Genomic DNA, 16,264 nt, shown 5'->3' with positions numbered 1-16,264 from the left:
CACGCCCTTATACAGAATATCTGCAACACAAATAAGGATTGGCGTGTGTGAATTTTGAGAATAGCACTTATCTTTGTAGCCTTATACTTTTGGAAAAGGCTTGACAAAGGACAGGCGCGATTGTAGCCAAGCTTTTATAATTTCTCTCTTAAAAATACTATAATGCCAGCTCAAATGTTATCAGTGCGGCTAGGTAATACTAGAATCTAATAGTAAAATAAAGGAGTGCGACAAATGCAGGGTATGATGTTTTGTGGTGATGTAGTAGCGATGAATGGTGGCTTTACTATCGATAAGGCATTACAAGAAAAGCTTAGAAGCAATATCAGCTTTTGCAATTTGGAAGCCCCGATCTTGCCAAAAACGGGGGGGGGGGGGTAACCCCAACACTTAAAGCTGGACCATCGCTCCACACACACGATGAGACAATTAGCGATTTAGTTGCAGCTGGCTTTAGTGGCTTTATGCTAGCAAATAACCATATCGCAGATTATGGCGAGGCTGGCATAGATGCAAGCATAGAGCAAATCCTAGAATCTAAAGCTGTCTATGCAGGCGTCAAAACTACAAAGCACTCTAAGAGTCCCACACTCTTTTACACGATCAATGATACAAAAATAGCCCTTGTTAATGCTGCGGAGTCGCAATTTGGTATGCTGGATTCTAGTAGCGCGTTTTTGGGGGCTGGGTATGGCTATGCTGATTGTTTTGACTGGGAGTTGATCACACATTTGCAGGCACTTAAGAAAGAGGTTGATGTGGTTATTGCTGTAATCCACGCTGGGCTAGAGAATGTTGCTCAGCCGCTGCCGCAATTTAGGGAGCTTTATAAGATGTTTTGTGATATGGGGGCAGATTGTATCATTGCTCATCATCCTCATATTATCCAAGGCTATGAAGATTATTTGACAAAAGATGGGCGAGAATCTAGGATTTTTTATAGCTTGGGGAATTTCTTCTTCTCCTACAATAGTGCGATCACTGACCCGCTAGAGCTGCAGGGGCTAAGTGTTGTGCTTAGGTTTGATAAGGGCAAAATCGCTAGCTATGAGCTTGTATTCTCCCAGCAGATAGGGGAGAGTGTGGGAGAGCTGGATTCTAGTAGGCTTTGTGTCAGTATGGAGAGTCTTAATGCTACATTGTGCGATAAGAGTGCCTATAAGCAGGCTATTATGGAGATCATCACGCAAGCATATCCGCAGTATATGAAGTATTATGAGTATGTATTTTTGCTTCCTAGCAGGGATAATAGCTGGCTTACTAATATTAAACTTTTTATTAAAAGCTTATTTTTTCCACATCGGCATCTTGAGCCAAGGCAGGCATTGCTGCTGCATAATATCAATATCCCCACCCATCGCTTTGTCCAAGAGCTGTATCTAAAGTATGCGCTATACCATAAGAGCTAGATTCTATGTGGAATCTAGCTCTTATAAGTTGTGGTTGGTTTCTCTACTAGAATCTAGTAAAGCGGACTTTATATAAGGAGTAGATTGCTGCTTAGATTCTAGGGCTTGGCAATGAGTGATTGTATTGATATAACACTCCATTTTGGAATGGATTTTGCTTCACCATTTGGCAAATTCACCACAAAGGATGAAAATGCTACGGTCGTTATGGTCAGGTGTAAGTGGTATGCAGGCGCATCAAATTGCTTTGGATATTGAGAGTAACAATATCGCCAATGTCAATACAGTTGGGTTCAAATACTCTCGCGCATCATTTGTCGATATGCTTTCTCAAACAAAGCTCATCGCCACCGCCCCCTACAAAACAGGGCTTGGAGGACAGAATGACTTCTCCGTGGGGCTAGGTGTTGGGATTAACGCCACGACAAAGGTCTTCTCACAAGGAAGCACGCAAAACACCGATGTTAAAACTGATATGGCGATTGAGGGGGAAGGCTTTTTTGTCATCTCCCCAGATAAAGGGATCACGCTTAATTATACGCGCGATGGGAGCTTTTTGTTTGACGCAGATGGCAATCTTGTAACAACGGGCGGCTATGTCGTGCAAGGCTGGCTCAAAGACGACTTGAAAAATGCCTCAAAAATGAGCGAGCAGGAGTTTTACCATATCGATAGCACAGGACCTATCCGCAATATCCAAATCGATCCAAATATGGTAATGCCCGCGCGATCTTCTACTAATATCAAACTCCGTGCTAATCTCAACGCCGGACGCCACTCTGACCAAAATGCCAATATCTACGCACTAGATTCTACGACCAAAACGCCTTCTGATGGGGTAAATCCGCTCTATGACTCCGCTGGGAATCTCACACAAATGCAAGAAGATATGGGCGCACTCTTCAACCAAGATGGCGATGCCTTTGGACTTACAGAAAATCAAGGGATATGGGTGAGCTATAAGAATGCTCAAATGATAAATAGCGTAGTCCCTACCAAAGAAAATAGCTCTATCACTATCAATGGCGCGAAAGTGTCTTTCTCTAATGACTCTGCGATGAGCGGGATCTCTACGCTTGTAGCCGCGCAAAATGCAATCAACGGCGTGCGTGATAAAACAGGGATTGAAGCCTATATGGAGGGCAAGCTCCTAAAGCTTGTCAATCGCAATGAAATGGACGGCGATGAAAAGACCAAAAACATCATCATCACCAAAGGCGGCACCGGTGCGTTTGAAAACTTTGTTGAAGGAGATTCTGACATCACTTCCTTCCGCTATCGCTATACTAAGTCAGAGTCTCCAGACTCATCGACAGGGCAGTTTAGGACGACAGAAGAGCTACGCAGGCTCTTGCAGTATGATGCAAATATGATTAAAGAGCCAGATAAAGAGTATAACGACTCTACGGCTTCTGTGTCTGTTACTATCAATAAGTTTGGTATGTTTGAAATGCTAAACCAAGATAATGGCGATGAAGAAGTGCAAAATATGTCAATATTTGTCGCTTCCTATGGATCAGATCAGGTCTCTACCAATGTGTTATTTAGAAACACTATGCGTGGGCTTAATACTGCTTCGCTACTAGAGGGCGGGGCGTCTGTATCAACCACTCGCCTAAGCCACGCGACACACACCACGACAATCGAGCTTTTTGACTCGCTAGGCTCTAAACACACAATCCGCTTTGAGTTTGTCAAAACAGGCTCGGCGGAGTGGAGCTTTAGGGCGATTGTCCCAGAGCCTTCTGTCATTTATGGAGCTTCTGCTACGCGTCCAAATATCTTTGAGGGTGGGCGACTGCGCTTCAATAGCGATGGAAGTTTGGCGGGTATGAATCCACCTATCTTGCAGTTTGATCCCAAGAACGGCTCGATCGCACCACAACGACTAAGCCTATCATTTGGCTCCACAGGCGGCTTTGGCGGACTTACAAGCGTGGATAAGCAGTCAGAAACCTATGCCATCGAGCAAGATGGCTATGGGGCTGGGGATTTGGTGGATATACGCTTTGACTCGGTGGGATCATTACTAGGCTCATTTAGCAACGGACGCACGCTAGCCCTAGCACAAGTTGCCCTAGCAAACTTTGCTAACAATACGGGGCTTCAAGCTGAAGGCGGCAATGTGTTTTCATCAACTGGAAACTCCGGGCAAGCGATGATTGGTGCGGCAAATACCGGTCGCCGCGGTGGTGTCTCTGGGTCTAAGCTTGAGATGAGTAATGTGGATTTAAGCCGCTCGCTCACACAGCTTATCGTCGTGCAGCGCGGCTTCCAGGCAAACTCCAAAGCTGTTACCACTTCAGATCAGATTCTAAATACCTTGCTCAACCTTAAGCAGTAGGTTGATTGCTTAGGTGTGCTTATGGCACACCTAGATTGGGCTAGTGAAAATTTAGATTCTACCTACTTCTTGCCACCTTTTGGCTATATCTCTTTAAAATATCTCAATATTTTATTTTACTTTATGCTTGCTTTTACTAGGCTATTTGCTACCGCGCAGTTAATGGGGTTATTAAGGAGAGTGCGATATGGACATTAGGGATATAAAAAAGATTCAGCAAGGTGTTAATACAAAAGACAACCAAATAGACCGGATCAAAATTGGGGCTGTTGTGTTGTTTATGGTGGCTATCGCAATTATCGCCATAAACTTTGGTGGCGGATCGCACCCCATACTACTTGCATTTGCCACGCTAGTTGGCGGTTATATGGCGATGAGTATTGGCGCAAATGATGTGGCTAATAATGTTGGACCTGCTGTTGGATCGCAAGCTATCACGCTTACAGGGGCGATTATCATTGCGGCTGTTTGTGAAGCAAGCGGGGCTATTTTGGCTGGGGGTGATGTTGTTAATACCATTAAATCAGGCATTATTGATCCTAAAAATATCAGCGACTCGCAGGTGTTTTTGTTTGTTATGCTTGCTACTTTGATCGCTGGAGCAATATGGGTGCATCTTGCAACTATTTTGCGCGCACCTGTATCAACTACGCACTCTATCGTAGGCGGTGTGCTTGGCGCAGGGATCGCTGCTGGTGGCTTTGGCGTGGCAAATTGGTGGGTGCTTGGGACAATTGCTTCAAGCTGGGTGCTTTCCCCTGTGCTTGGAGGGGTCATTGCTGTGCTTTTCTTACTTTTTATTAAGCGCACAATCACCTATAAGCAAGATAAAAAAGAAGCTGCAAAAAAGATAGTGCCGATTTTGGTGTTTGTTATGGTGTGGGCATTTGGGGTTTATCTTATGCTTAAGGGATTCTCTAAGCTTTATCCATTTAGTGCGTGGCAGGCAATTAGCATAGCTTTTGTTGTGGCAGTGGCTGGGTATTTTATCACGACACCAATTATCCGTAAAAAAGCCTCCCAGCTTGACAATACGAAAGAATCTATCAATACGCTCTTTACTATTCCGCTTATTTTTTCCGCAGCACTTTTGAGCTTTGCACACGGAGCAAATGATGTTGCCAATGCTATAGGACCTCTTGCTGCTATCCATCAATCTCTAGCAGAATCTGCAGAATCTGGTGGAATAGCTAAAGCAAGTGTGCCATTTTGGATTATGCTTGTAGGTGGGGTTGGGATCTCGCTTGGGCTTGGGCTTTATGGACCAAGGCTCATTCGCACCGTGGGAAGCGAAATTACAGAGCTTGATAGAATGAGGGCATTTTGTATTGCTATGAGTGCTGCACTCACAGTGCTTCTTGCAAGTGCCTTGGGACTTCCTGTTAGCTCGACACATATTGCCATTGGTGCTGTTATTGGTGTGGGGTTTTTGCGTGAATACATTAAGGGCAGGTATTTTGAAATGTGCGAGCAAATCATCAAAGCCCATAAAGGCAAAGATCAAAAGACTATAGAGACTTTCTTAAGAAACTTTGCTAAAGCCAATGTCAAGCAAAAGAGCGCGATGCTAGAGCTTCTTAAAGATAAAACACAAAGCGATGATTTCTACCTAAACAAAAAAGAGAAAAAGGAGTTAAAGAAATTTTACAAGCACGAGCTTGTAAAACGCAGTGAGATTAATCGCATTATCGCCTCTTGGATTATCACTGTGCCTGCTTCTGGCGTGCTTGGGGCAATAGCCTTTTTTACCATTCAAAAAGTTTTAGGATAAATATGCTATACTCCAGCTTTTATCCTAAGGAGTCAAATTGGACCCGTATCACTCGGTTGTAATGCTACTTCTTGCATTATTTTTTGTTCTGCTTAATGCCTTTTTTGTTGTCGCAGAGTTTGCGATTGTCAAGGTGCGCCGCTCTAGGCTTGAAGAATTATCTAAGACCAATAACACCGCTAAGCTTACTCTCTCTATCACCAAAAAGCTAGATTCTTATCTAAGTGCTACGCAGCTTGGGATTACGCTAAGCTCGCTTGCTTTGGGGTGGATTGGTGAGCCAGCACTTGCCAAGCTTGTGGCAATTCCTTTTGAAAGTATTTTGCCTGAAGACTCTCTTATTATCCACACCATTAGCATTATTATTGCTTTTACGCTTATTACGCTTTTTCATGTGGTGCTAGGTGAAATTGTCCCAAAATCCATTGCCATTGCCAAAACGGAAAAATCCGCATTGCTTATTTCTTATCCGCTTTATTATTTTTCTGTTATTTTTTATCCCATTATTGTTTTGTTCGACAAGCTTGCGAATTTTGTCCTACGGCGCATAGGTATCCAGCCAGCAAGCGAAGAGGAAAATGCTCATTCTGAAGAGGAGCTAAAAATCATCGTGGGCGAAAGCCTAAAGGGCGGTTTTATCGACTCTTTAGAAGGGGAGATTATCAAAAATGCTGTGGATTTTTCTGAAACCATTGCTAAAGAGATTATGACCCCTCGCAAAGATATGGTGTGTCTTTATGCTGATAATAGCTATGAAGAAAATCTCTCTATCGTTACACAAACAAACTTCACGCGCTATCCATACTGCAACGGCAATAAAGACAATATTATCGGTATGCTTCATATACGCGACTTGCTTATAAGTAGAATCAGCCAGCCTAAGACGCCAAGCCCTTCACCTATCAACTTTGAGCAAATTATCCGCAAAATGATCATTGTCCCAGAAACAGCGCGCATTGTAGAAATCCTAAAAACTATGAACAAGGAGCAGATCCACACTGCACTAATCATTGATGAGTATGGCGGGACAGCAGGGCTTTTAACAATGGAGGATATTATTGAAGAAGTGATGGGGGATATTACTGATGAGCACGATTGTAAAAACCAAGATTTCACGCAAATTAGCCCAGATACCTATGAGCTTGATGGAATGCTGGATTTAGAAAGTGTAGAAGAGCTTATGGGTGTGGAGTTTGCCAAAGAGTTTGAGCAAGTTACCATAGGGGGCTATGTTTTCAGCCTGCTTGGGCGGCTGCCAGAAGTGGGCGATGTCGTGCAAACAGGTGCTTTGGAGTTTAGTGTTTTGGCAATGGATGGCGCAAGGATCAAGCGGCTTAAAGCCCATAAGATGGATCAAGAAGTCTAATTATGTCCCTAGATTCTAGGGGTTGCGGCGCTCTGCCTATCTATCCCATCTCAGCGCATACTTCTAGGGCTTTTGCTAGCAAGCGTGATTTTCGTCTTTTTGCAAAGTCGTTTGCGTATGCTTTTGCCAAAATACCAAGCCGCTATGCTAGCCTAAAGCTTTGTGCTTATCTAGAGTCTTTAATCACGCGACAGGATTTTAGACATATCGCGCTGTTTTATCCGCTACCCCACGAGCCAGACATTCTGCCCCTATTGAAGAAACTCAAAAGGCACAAAAGCAGGCAAGTTTTTCTCCCAACTATGCAAGGTCTTAAGGTAAAAATGCTACCATATCGCCTGCCCTTAGTGCAGAATCATTTAGGGATTTTTGAGCCAAAGCTATCCTATCAGCACTCCCGTAAAATTGACTTCGTGTTGATCCCAAGTCTTGGGATTGATATGGCATTTGGTCGTATTGGTATGGGGAAGGGTGTGTATGATCGGTCATTTAGTCCTAGGTCATCATCGCCATATAGGGTGTTTGTCAGTCAAAATCTCCATATATCTAGCACTTATATAACACAAGGGTTTGATATTAACGCACACGAATATATCAGCTATACATTAAAGATACGCAATGTAAGAGGTTTTTATAATGTGGTGGATTCTTCTCATAGGGTTTCTAGGATTCGGGCTTCTTGTAGGGTTAAGCGTCTATCTAGCGTGCAAAAAGTTTTTCGCTCTTGATGCTAGCCATTTGCTTGAGCAGGCAAAGGCAAAAGCCCAAGCAATCGAGCTAGAAGCACAAAATCTCTTGCATAAAAAACAACTCGAGCTAAAAGATATGCAGCTCTCCTTAGAGCAAAGCTATAAGGAAAAGGAGCACGCACTCCAAACAACATACACGCACAAGCTCCACGCCCTAGATCGCAGAGAGCAAAATCTCCAAGATAGACTCCAATGCGAGCAAGCAGCAATCGATCAGCAAAAAGCACAAATCAAAAATGAGCAACACGAGCTGCTTATGCACAAGCAAGAGCATCAAAACATCAAAAAGCAATACCTTAGCTTAATTGATGAGCTTAATCATCAGTTAAGCCACTATACAGGGCTAACCAAAGAAGAAGCCAAAAATATCTTGCTAAAGAATTTAGAAAATGAGCTTATTGATGAAAAAGCCCACCTTATCCGTCGCTATGAGAAAGAGGCTAAAGATCAAGCGCAAAGAACAGCCAACCATATTTTGGCACTTGCTACTAGCAGGTATGCAGGAGAGTTTGCGGCAGAGCGACTTATCAATGTCCTAACACTCCCAGATGATGAGATGAAAGGCAGAATCATTGGTAAAGAAGGGCGCAATATCAAAACGCTTGAGATGATTAGTGGGGTTGATGTGATTATCGATGATACGCCAGCGACCATTATCTTAAGTAGCTTTAATCTTTATCGCCGTGCCATTGCGCTAAAGACGCTTAATATTCTCATTGAAGATGGTAGAATCCACCCCGCTAGGATCGAGGAAGTCTATGCGCGCGTGCAGGAGCAAATGGAGCAAGAGATCCTTGATGAAGGGAAGAGTGTCTTAATTGACTTGGGGATCGATTTTCCCCACCCAGAAATCATTAGGCTCATTGGCAAGCTGCGCTACCGAGCTAGCTTTGGGCAAAATGCCCTTGGACACTCTATCCAAACAGCTAAACTAGCAGGCATTATCGCTGCCCAGCTTGGCGGCGATGAGAAGCTAGCAAAACGCGCTGGGCTTTTGCACGACATTGGTAAGGCTTTAACGATTGATCAAGGTAGCGGAAATCATGTAGCCCTTGGGGCAGAGATTTGCAAGCGGTATAAAGAGCACCCTGTGGTTATCAATGCTATTATGTCTCACCACGGCAACGAGCCTTTTGAGAGTGTAGAGGCAGCAGCGGTGTGTGCGGCAGATACGCTCTCTGCTGCGCGCCCGGGGGCTAGGCGCGATGTGCTGGAGAGCTTTTTAACCAGAATGCAAGATTTAGAGAAAATCGCCCAAGATAAGCTTGGTGTCAAGCAAGCTTATGTTATCAATGCCGGACGTGAGCTGCGCGTGATTGTGCGAGCAGATATTGTAAGCGACTCCCAAAGCATCGTGCTAGCTAAAGAAATCGCCCAAGAGATTCAATCGACTCTAAATTATCCGGGTGAAGTTAAAGTAAGTGTGATACGCGAAGTGCGTGCAGTGGAGTTTGCGCACTGATATGGCAAAGATAGATCTATTGTAAGGAGAATTGTATGAAGAGTGTTGTTCTAAAGCGCGTTATTGTGGTTTGTGGCTTGTTTGTAGGTGGCTTGTTTATGGGCTGCTCTAGTGATGATAAAAGCCCATTGCAAGAGCATAGCTTCCAAGCAGATGACTCTAGTAGCTATACTATCACTTTGCACGAAGATAGTATGCTTGTTAAGCGTAATGGCAGCAAGGTGGATTCTGTGGTGCTGCTAGTGTTTTTAGCAGATGATTGCCAAGCGTGTCAGGGGTATTATGCGCATTTAAATCATCTTCAGGCTAATGAAGAAGATGTGGTAATCCTTGGCGTGCTAGAAAAGGATCAGCAATCTCAAGCAGAATCTACCAAGCAAGAAGAGAGCCTAGCTAGCGTTAAAGATCGGCTTGGCATTGGCTTTACGCTTTTGCAAGAGAGCTCAAAGGTCTCTTTACTGCAGAATCTACTAGAGAAAAAGCAAGCGCGTGCAAATGCCCTGCTTGCAGCACAAAGTCCAGATTCTAGCTTAGAAGCTCCATTAGAATCCAGCCTAGAATCTAAAGAAGATAGCATAGCCACGCAAGTAGATTCCACTAAAGAAGAAGCTCTTGTAGAATCCAAACTAGATTCTACAAAGCTGCCTTATTTTGTGCTTTATGATACAGAGCAGCGATTCTACCAAGACTATGAAGGTATCGTGCCAGAAGAGATATTTTCTAGCGATATTGCACAGCTTGCTAACTAGGATCTACAATGCTCTCCTATCTTGCTAAAACCGCCCAGAATCTAGCCTCGATATTTGCTGATAAAAGCGACAAAATTGATAAAGATATATTAGAAGAGCTATTTATCGAAGCGGATATTGATTATGATCTTATTGAGCTTATGCTCTCACATCTCCCCAAATACCCCAGTCGCGCTCAAGTCCAAGAGCAGCTTGCCAAGCTTTTCGCGCTAGATTCTACTGCCATACCACAAGCCCCGCTAGAATCCACTCTTCCGCAAATCACCCTAGTCATCGGCGTAAATGGTGCGGGTAAGACCACTACCATAGCTAAGCTTGCTTACCATTACTTGCAACAAGGACAAAAAGTGCTGCTAGGAGCTGGCGATACTTTCCGCGCAGCAGCGATTGAGCAGCTGCAACTTTGGGCTTCAAAGTTGCAAGTCCCCATTATCGCCTCGCAGCAAGGTAGCGATCCTAGCGCGCTAGCTTATGATACGATCCAAGCAGGGCTAGCTAGGGGGGTGCAGCACATAATCATTGATACCGCAGGGCGGCTGCACAATCAAGTCAATCTTCAAAAAGAGCTTGAGAAAATCGACCGCACTTGCGCTAAAGCTGCGCCAAATGCCAATGTGCGCAAAATCTTAATCCTTGATGGCACGCAGGGCTCACAAGCTCTAGCGCAAGCTAGAATCTTTAGCCAAAGCGTAGAGATACAGGGCGTTATCGTAACTAAGCTTGATGGCACAAGCAAAGGTGGTGTAATCCTTAGTATTGCGCATTATTTGCAAATCCCTATCCTATATCTTGGTATGGGTGAAAAGCAAGGCGATCTTATCCCCTTTGATAGCGATGCGTATGTTCAAAATCTCCTTGATTGCTTTTTTATAAGTGATACATAATGGCGAAAAAATCCCAGCTTTTTGAATGTCAGCATTGTGGCTACACTACGACAAAATGGCTAGGCAAATGCCCAGAGTGTAATAGCTGGGATAGTCTCCTTGAGCTAACAGATACGCAAAAGCAGATTCTACAACAAGCCAGCAAAAGCAAAGAATCCACCCCCCGCGCGATAACAGAAGTAGCCGCTGATAAGCATAGCTTTTTTAGCTCCTATCAAGAAGAGCTTGACATCGTGCTAGGTGGGGGGATCGTGCCCGGCGGGCTTTATCTCATCGGCGGGAATCCGGGCGTTGGCAAATCGACTTTGCTGCTTAAGGTTGCTGGATCTTTAGCGCAAAATGGCGCGCAAGTGCTGTATGTTAGCGGTGAAGAAAGTGCTGGGCAAATCCGCTTGCGCGCAGAGCGACTAGGCGCGCTAAGTGAAAGGCTATTCCTGCTTAGTGAAATCAATCTTGATGTAATCAAGCAAGCTTTAGTGGATTCTACAAGGGCGCAAAAATCTAGCCCTTATCGCCTGTGTATTATTGATTCTATCCAAACTATCTATGCCCCAGCTCTCTCCTCAGCCCCGGGCTCTGTAAGTCAGGTGCGTGAGATTACCTTTGAGCTTATGCGCTTGGCTAAAGAGCAAAACATCGCCATAATCATCATCGGGCATATTACTAAAGATGGTGCGATTGCTGGACCTAGAATCTTGGAGCATATGGTTGATTGCGTGCTGTATTTTGAAGGTGATCCAAGCAGGGAGCTTAGGATTTTGCGCGGGTTTAAAAACCGCTTTGGCACGACAAGCGAGATAGGGATTTTTGAAATGAGTCAAGGCGGGCTCAATAGTGCGAAAAATGCCTCAAAGCTCTTTTTCCAAAAGCGCGCAAGCACTGCAGGTAGTGCTGTAAGTGTCGTGTTAGAAGGCTCGCGCGCCTTAGTGATAGAAGTCCAAGCACTTGTGAGTGAGAGCTATGGGAATCCACGCAGGCAGAGCACGGGCTTTGAAGCCAACCGCTTAAATATGCTCCTAGCCTTGCTAGAGCGTAAGCTGGAGCTACCTTTGGGGCGGTATGATGTATTTATCAATGTAGCAGGCGGGATTAAAATCAGTGAGCCTAGTGCAGATCTATGCGTGCTGGCGTGTATTATCTCAAGCTTTCGCAATCGCGCGCTCAATGCTAGCACAGCATTTATCGGTGAAGTCTCGCTTGTGGGTGATATACGAGAAGTGAGCAATATTGATATGCGTATCAAAGAGCTACAAAGCTATGGGTTTGATAAAGTTATCCTAGCCAAAAAGCCAAAAAGCCACTTTGAGGGCGTGAAATGCTTTGAAGCTGATGAAGTAAGCAAGATCCTAGAGTGGATGTAGCCCACAAAAGCAGTTTAAGGAATTTTTGGTATTATTGCAGCTTTTAGGAGTGTGGATATGGAACCTATCAGTCAATATGGCTATGAGAAGATCACTAAAGAACTAAAGCAACTTAAAGAAGTCGAGCGACCAAAGATTGTCAAAGAAATCGATATAGCTAGAGAGCACGGCGATTTAAAAGAAAATGCCGAGTATCACGCGGCAAAGGAGCGGCAGCTCTTCATTGATGCAAGGATTAAAGATCTAAGCACTATGCTTGCTAATGCCCAAGTGATTGACCCATCTATCCTGCCACACGATAAAGTCAGCTTTGGCAGCACGGTTGAAATTATCGACCTAGATACGCAAAAGCGACTGACCTACACAATTGTAGGTAGCATTGAAAGCGATACATCAAAGGGGCTTATCTCCTATGGCTCACCGATAGCAAAAGCACTCATTGGTAAAGAAGAAGGCGAAGAAGTGCTAATCAACCTGCCGCGTGGAGAGTGTGAGTTTGAGATCGTCAAAATCCACTACAAGCCAATTGTTTTTGAAGTGTAAGTCTAATTAACTTCTTGAAGGATAGCAATGAGCCTACAAACAACGCTAAAAATACAAAAGCTCCACCCACAAGCCATAGTCCCAGCCTACCAAAGTGTAGGATCTTCTGGGTTTGACTTCCACGCACTAGAATCTAGCACCATTCCTGCAGGTGGTGTTGGGGTGGTGCGCACGGGGATTGCTGTGGAGATGGAGCGGGGGCTAGAGCTGCAAGTGCGCCCTCGCAGCGGGCTTGCACTAAAGCATAGCATTTCTGTGCTAAACACACCCGGCACTATTGATAGTGATTATCGTGGGGAAATTATGGTGATTTTAATCAACCACGCTAAAGAAGACTTCACTATCAATGAAGGTGATCGCATAGCGCAAGGTGTGGTCGCGCCCATTGTGCAAGTGGCATTTGAAGAAGTCTCCACACTTACGCATACTGAGCGTGGGGACAAGGGCTTTGGCTCAAGTGGGATTGCACAAACAAACACTAATCCATAAGGAGAATCTATGGCAAAAGGCGGTGATAAGCAGATACTCACAGCAATCAAGCAAGAATTTCAGCAAGATGAAAAGCTTTTAGAGAGTGCCTTTAAGCTTGAGTATTTTGTAAAGAAGTATAAATACTATCTCATTGCTTTGGTGGTAGTGGTGCTAGTGTGGCTTGGGTATGTTGCTATCTATAACACTATGCAAGAAAATCGCGCGCAAAAAATCAGCGCGCTTTATGATGAGCTTTTGCAAAATCCAGATAATGAGCTTTTGCAAAATCAGCTAAAAGAGCAGGCAAGGGGGCTTTATGATCTCTACCAGCTCTCTCGCTTAGATTTGACACAAGGTGCAGAATCTATCTTACAAGAGTTAGCCAGCTCTTCAAACCCCTTGGTAAAGGAGCTAGCTAGCTATGATCTAGCCAGCCTTAAGCAGCAGGGTCTTGATAAGATTAGCGGAGAGCTAGCGGATCTAGCTGCTATCCAGCAAGCTTACTTGCTTTTGCAAGAAGATAAGATTCAAGAAGCACGAGCTAAGCTTGATGTGATTAAGCCGGATTCTGGGCTATATGGGATCGCTATGCAAATGAAGCATTATGGGATTATCGCCCACCCACTAGCAGATGCGCTTACCATTACAGAGGTGCAATCTCCTGCTGATGCTTCCCAAGTAGATTCTACAAATACTACTAAGGCTCAATAATGATCGCGCAGAAGTCTGCACTATCTACATTACATAGATTTGTGCTATGGCTTACTTGCGCTTGTATGGCGAGTTTTTTACTGCTTGGGTGTGGGTCTAAGAAATACTACACACCAGAGCAAGCGCACGATACATTGATATTTGATCGCTCATTTTCTAGCCCCATTGCTGCTAACAATCGCTATGGTGCTATGCTTAAAGATGGCTCGCTTATCACGCGAGATGGCATTATCCCCTACAATGCCAAAATCCCAAAAAAGGCGCGTTTTCTTGGAGAGTCTGGGGGGTATTATATCTTTGCCAAAGGGTGCGAGAGTGTCTATCTTGTGCGCACAAGCGTGCTTGATGAGCAAGCCTTTGGCAATCAAACTTGCTCCATTAAAGAGCAAAATACAGCCTGCTCCCAAGATGAGCTAGAGATAAAAACGACTATGTGCGCACTAAGCGCGAGCATTAAGGGCAGTCTCTTGGCACTTATTGGCAGTGATAATTCTATGAGTATTTTTGATATAAATGCCCCAGCACAAGAGCCTAAATTCTCACACAAAGGCTCATCAGTGCTAGCGGTCAATGAGCTAATTGCCGCACCACTTTTCCTAGAGTCTCTTGTAGTCTTTCCCACGCTTGATGGGAGGCTACTCATTGTAAGCACAAAGACCTTCACCCCAGAGCGCAACATCATCATCTCTAGTGAAAAGTTTTTTAATAATGTCATTTATCTCTATGGCGATGATTCAAGGATTTTTGCTGCTACGCCCAAAAAGCTCATAAGTATCGTATCGGGGCAGGAGTTTAGCTACAATGAGTCCATTAAAGACGCGCTTTTTTATAAGGGCTATTTGTATGTGCTTACCCCAGATGGTATGCTAGCCCAGCTTGATCACACCTTGCGACCTATCAATACAGAGAAATTCACTTACGCCAAGTTAGAAGGCATAGCCATAGCAAACGACACACTTTACACCTTTGAGACACACGGGGGCTATGTCATAGCTGTGGGGCTTAAGGACTTCTCGCATAAAGTTTATAAAACGCAAGATACCTTTGGCAGGACTCCGCCTAATAAGCTTAACTTCTATAGCAATAGCGTGTTTTACTACAATAAATACTATTACGACTTTGAGAGATTGCGCTAATGCTGCTTTGTGATATTGGCAATACACATTTTCACTTTTGGGATAATGGCAAAATTTCTCATATTTTGCCAAAGTCTTTGCACAAGAGTATGTTTAGCCAAGAGATCTACTATATTAGTGTGAATGCCCAGCATGAAAAGCTACTGAATAAGACTTTTAAAACAACCTATGACCTAGAATCCATAATCCACCTTCCCACGCAATACAAAGGTTTAGGCGTGGATAGAAAGGCAGCGTGCTTATGTGTCGATGATGGGGTGGTTGTAGATGTGGGCAGTGCTATTACTATTGATGTGATGAGTGGTGGTAAGCACCAAGGTGGCTACATTCTCCCGGGGTTTAATGAGATCATTAACTCCTATGCGAGAATCTCTCCAGCCCTGCAGGGGCAAATCAACTTCGGGCTAGAGCCCAATGTTTTGCCTAACAATACCAAAGACGCCATTGGCTATGGTGTGCTAAAAAGCACGATTCTAACTATACAAAATACCATCGGCAGCAAAAAGGCGTATTTCACCGGGGGTGATGGCAAGTATCTAGCGAAGTTTTTTGCCCAAGCGATCTATGATGAGACGCTTGTTTTCCGTGGTATGCGCATATCGATTGAAAAAGCCTTACAAAAGCGGCGCAAGCAGCAAGGCATACAAGAGCAGCAAGACACACAAGCAAAGGAGCAAAAGTGATCACCATAGCCCTGCCAAAAGGTCGTATAGCTAAAGATACCTTGCAAGTTTTCTCCAAAGTATTTGGCGAGGAATTTGCCTTTGATGATAGGAAGCTAATCTTGCAAAAAGGGGAGTTTTGCTTTATGCTAGTGCGCTCGCAAGATGTCGCTACCTATGTTTATCACCAAGCAGCAGATATTGGGGTTGTAGGGCTTGATGTGCTGCAAGAGCAGCCTTGCAATGTTGTGCGCTTGCTTGACTTGGGAATTGGCAAATGCCGTGTCATTGTCGGCGAGCATAGGGACACGCCCATCGACTATCTCCAGCCAAAGATCAAAATCGCCACAAAAATGCCCAATATTACGCTTAATCACTTCTCACAAAAGGCAATCCCCATTGAGATCATCAAGCTTTATGGCTCTATCGAGCTAGCTCCGCTTGTGGGGCTAGCAGATGGGATAGTTGATATTGTAGAAACAGGCGATACAATGCGCCAAAATAATCTCGTTGAAGTAGAAACGATTCTGCACTCAAGTGCGCACTTAATCGCTAATGCCAATAGTTTTTATGCGAAGAAGACACAGATTCTAGCTCTTTGTGCGCAATTAGAGCAATGCTTAGATTCTAGGGGTGCGCTGTAAAT

17 protein-coding genes are annotated in these 16,264 nt (G+C 44.3%); all 17 read left to right on the top strand.

Translation table 11 applies throughout. The features are described from left to right. The first annotated feature begins 234 nt into the window (after positions 1-234). The 17 genes from F4V45_RS09235 (at position 235) to hisG (ending at position 16,262) form a co-directional block, all read left to right on the top strand. Positions 235-381 (top strand): hypothetical protein, encoded by a 147-nt coding sequence (locus F4V45_RS09235; protein ID WP_170235108.1) that lies wholly within the window; start codon positions 235-237, stop codon positions 379-381. Further along, a complete protein-coding gene (locus F4V45_RS00175; RefSeq protein ID WP_150336524.1) occupies positions 333-1,409 on the top strand; it encodes a CapA family protein in 1,077 nt (358 codons plus the stop codon). Before F4V45_RS09235 ends, F4V45_RS00175 begins: the two co-directional genes overlap by 49 nt. Positions 1,410-1,602: 193 nt before the next feature. Beyond that, complete coding sequence (flgE, locus tag F4V45_RS00170) at positions 1,603-3,753, top strand: flagellar hook protein FlgE (protein ID WP_150336523.1); 2,151 nt, start codon at positions 1,603-1,605, stop codon at positions 3,751-3,753. Positions 3,754-3,774: 21 nt separating this feature from the next. Continuing rightward, complete coding sequence (locus F4V45_RS09230; protein ID WP_170235107.1) at positions 3,775-3,951, top strand: hypothetical protein; 177 nt, start codon at positions 3,775-3,777, stop codon at positions 3,949-3,951. Continuing rightward, the gene (locus F4V45_RS00165; RefSeq protein WP_150336522.1) at positions 3,941-5,524 is read left to right on the top strand and encodes an inorganic phosphate transporter; all 1,584 of its coding nucleotides are present in this window, start codon (positions 3,941-3,943) and stop codon (positions 5,522-5,524) included. The genes F4V45_RS09230 and F4V45_RS00165 overlap by 11 nt, the downstream gene beginning before the upstream one ends. A gap of 61 nt (positions 5,525-5,585) precedes the next feature. Next, positions 5,586-6,890, top strand: a complete 1,305-nt coding sequence (locus F4V45_RS00160; RefSeq protein WP_150336667.1) for a hemolysin family protein — start codon at positions 5,586-5,588, stop codon at positions 6,888-6,890. Positions 6,891-6,892: 2 nt separating this feature from the next. Then, entirely contained in the window at positions 6,893-7,618 is a 726-nt protein-coding gene (locus tag F4V45_RS00155) for a 5-formyltetrahydrofolate cyclo-ligase (protein WP_150336521.1), read from the top strand. Continuing rightward, a complete protein-coding gene (rny, locus tag F4V45_RS00150; protein ID WP_150336520.1) occupies positions 7,527-9,101 on the top strand; it encodes a ribonuclease Y in 1,575 nt (524 codons plus the stop codon). Before F4V45_RS00155 ends, rny begins: the two co-directional genes overlap by 92 nt. 35 nt (positions 9,102-9,136) lie before the next feature. Continuing rightward, complete coding sequence (locus tag F4V45_RS00145; protein ID WP_150336519.1) at positions 9,137-9,850, top strand: peroxiredoxin family protein; 714 nt, start codon at positions 9,137-9,139, stop codon at positions 9,848-9,850. A gap of 8 nt (positions 9,851-9,858) precedes the next feature. Continuing rightward, on the top strand, positions 9,859-10,734 hold the full coding sequence (gene ftsY, locus F4V45_RS00140) for a signal recognition particle-docking protein FtsY (protein ID WP_150336518.1): 876 nt from the start codon (positions 9,859-9,861) through the stop codon (positions 10,732-10,734). Next, the gene (gene radA, locus F4V45_RS00135) at positions 10,734-12,095 is read left to right on the top strand and encodes a DNA repair protein RadA (RefSeq protein WP_150336517.1); all 1,362 of its coding nucleotides are present in this window, start codon (positions 10,734-10,736) and stop codon (positions 12,093-12,095) included. Before ftsY ends, radA begins: the two co-directional genes overlap by 1 nt. A gap of 51 nt (positions 12,096-12,146) precedes the next feature. Further along, the gene (gene greA, locus F4V45_RS00130) at positions 12,147-12,638 is read left to right on the top strand and encodes a transcription elongation factor GreA (protein WP_150336516.1); all 492 of its coding nucleotides are present in this window, start codon (positions 12,147-12,149) and stop codon (positions 12,636-12,638) included. 27 nt (positions 12,639-12,665) lie between these two features. Beyond that, entirely contained in the window at positions 12,666-13,127 is a 462-nt protein-coding gene (gene dut / locus F4V45_RS00125) for a dUTP diphosphatase (protein ID WP_150336515.1), read from the top strand. A gap of 9 nt (positions 13,128-13,136) precedes the next feature. Next, entirely contained in the window at positions 13,137-13,820 is a 684-nt protein-coding gene (locus F4V45_RS00120; protein WP_150336514.1) for a hypothetical protein, read from the top strand. Then, a complete protein-coding gene (locus tag F4V45_RS00115; protein WP_150336513.1) occupies positions 13,820-14,956 on the top strand; it encodes a hypothetical protein in 1,137 nt (378 codons plus the stop codon). The genes F4V45_RS00120 and F4V45_RS00115 overlap by 1 nt, the downstream gene beginning before the upstream one ends. Continuing rightward, a complete protein-coding gene (locus F4V45_RS00110) occupies positions 14,956-15,639 on the top strand; it encodes a type III pantothenate kinase (protein WP_150336512.1) in 684 nt (227 codons plus the stop codon). Before F4V45_RS00115 ends, F4V45_RS00110 begins: the two co-directional genes overlap by 1 nt. Further along, positions 15,636-16,262: an ATP phosphoribosyltransferase gene (hisG, locus tag F4V45_RS00105; protein WP_150336511.1), complete on the top strand. Its 627-nt coding sequence runs from the start codon at positions 15,636-15,638 to the stop codon at positions 16,260-16,262. Before F4V45_RS00110 ends, hisG begins: the two co-directional genes overlap by 4 nt. Positions 16,263-16,264: the final 2 nt, after the last annotated feature.

The organism is Helicobacter canis (assembly GCF_008693005.1).
In the GTDB taxonomy this organism is placed as follows: domain Bacteria; phylum Campylobacterota; class Campylobacteria; order Campylobacterales; family Helicobacteraceae; genus Helicobacter_B; species Helicobacter_B canis.
The sequence above is the reverse complement of the archived record's forward strand: the minus strand, read 5'-3'. Positions and strand labels throughout refer to the sequence as shown.

Excerpts from the sequence above, each read along its gene's own strand:
- F4V45_RS00120 (WP_150336514.1), top strand. The coding sequence starts at position 13,137 with ATGGCAAAAGGCGGTGATAAGCAGATACTCACAGCAATCAAGCAAGAA.
- ftsY (WP_150336518.1), top strand. The coding sequence starts at position 9,859 with ATGCTCTCCTATCTTGCTAAAACCGCCCAGAATCTAGCCTCGATATTT.
- F4V45_RS00155 (WP_150336521.1), top strand. The coding sequence starts at position 6,893 with ATGTCCCTAGATTCTAGGGGTTGCGGCGCTCTGCCTATCTATCCCATC.
- F4V45_RS09230 (WP_170235107.1), top strand. The coding sequence starts at position 3,775 with ATGGCACACCTAGATTGGGCTAGTGAAAATTTAGATTCTACCTACTTC.
- F4V45_RS00145 (WP_150336519.1), top strand. The coding sequence starts at position 9,137 with ATGAAGAGTGTTGTTCTAAAGCGCGTTATTGTGGTTTGTGGCTTGTTT.
- F4V45_RS00165 (WP_150336522.1), top strand. The coding sequence starts at position 3,941 with ATGGACATTAGGGATATAAAAAAGATTCAGCAAGGTGTTAATACAAAA.
- rny (WP_150336520.1), top strand. The coding sequence starts at position 7,527 with ATGTGGTGGATTCTTCTCATAGGGTTTCTAGGATTCGGGCTTCTTGTA.
- dut (WP_150336515.1), top strand. The coding sequence starts at position 12,666 with ATGAGCCTACAAACAACGCTAAAAATACAAAAGCTCCACCCACAAGCC.
- F4V45_RS00115 (WP_150336513.1), top strand. The coding sequence starts at position 13,820 with ATGATCGCGCAGAAGTCTGCACTATCTACATTACATAGATTTGTGCTA.
- F4V45_RS00160 (WP_150336667.1), top strand. The coding sequence starts at position 5,586 with ATGCTACTTCTTGCATTATTTTTTGTTCTGCTTAATGCCTTTTTTGTT.
- F4V45_RS00110 (WP_150336512.1), top strand. The coding sequence starts at position 14,956 with ATGCTGCTTTGTGATATTGGCAATACACATTTTCACTTTTGGGATAAT.
- radA (WP_150336517.1), top strand. The coding sequence starts at position 10,734 with ATGGCGAAAAAATCCCAGCTTTTTGAATGTCAGCATTGTGGCTACACT.
- flgE (WP_150336523.1), top strand. The coding sequence starts at position 1,603 with ATGCTACGGTCGTTATGGTCAGGTGTAAGTGGTATGCAGGCGCATCAA.
- F4V45_RS09235 (WP_170235108.1), top strand. The coding sequence starts at position 235 with ATGCAGGGTATGATGTTTTGTGGTGATGTAGTAGCGATGAATGGTGGC.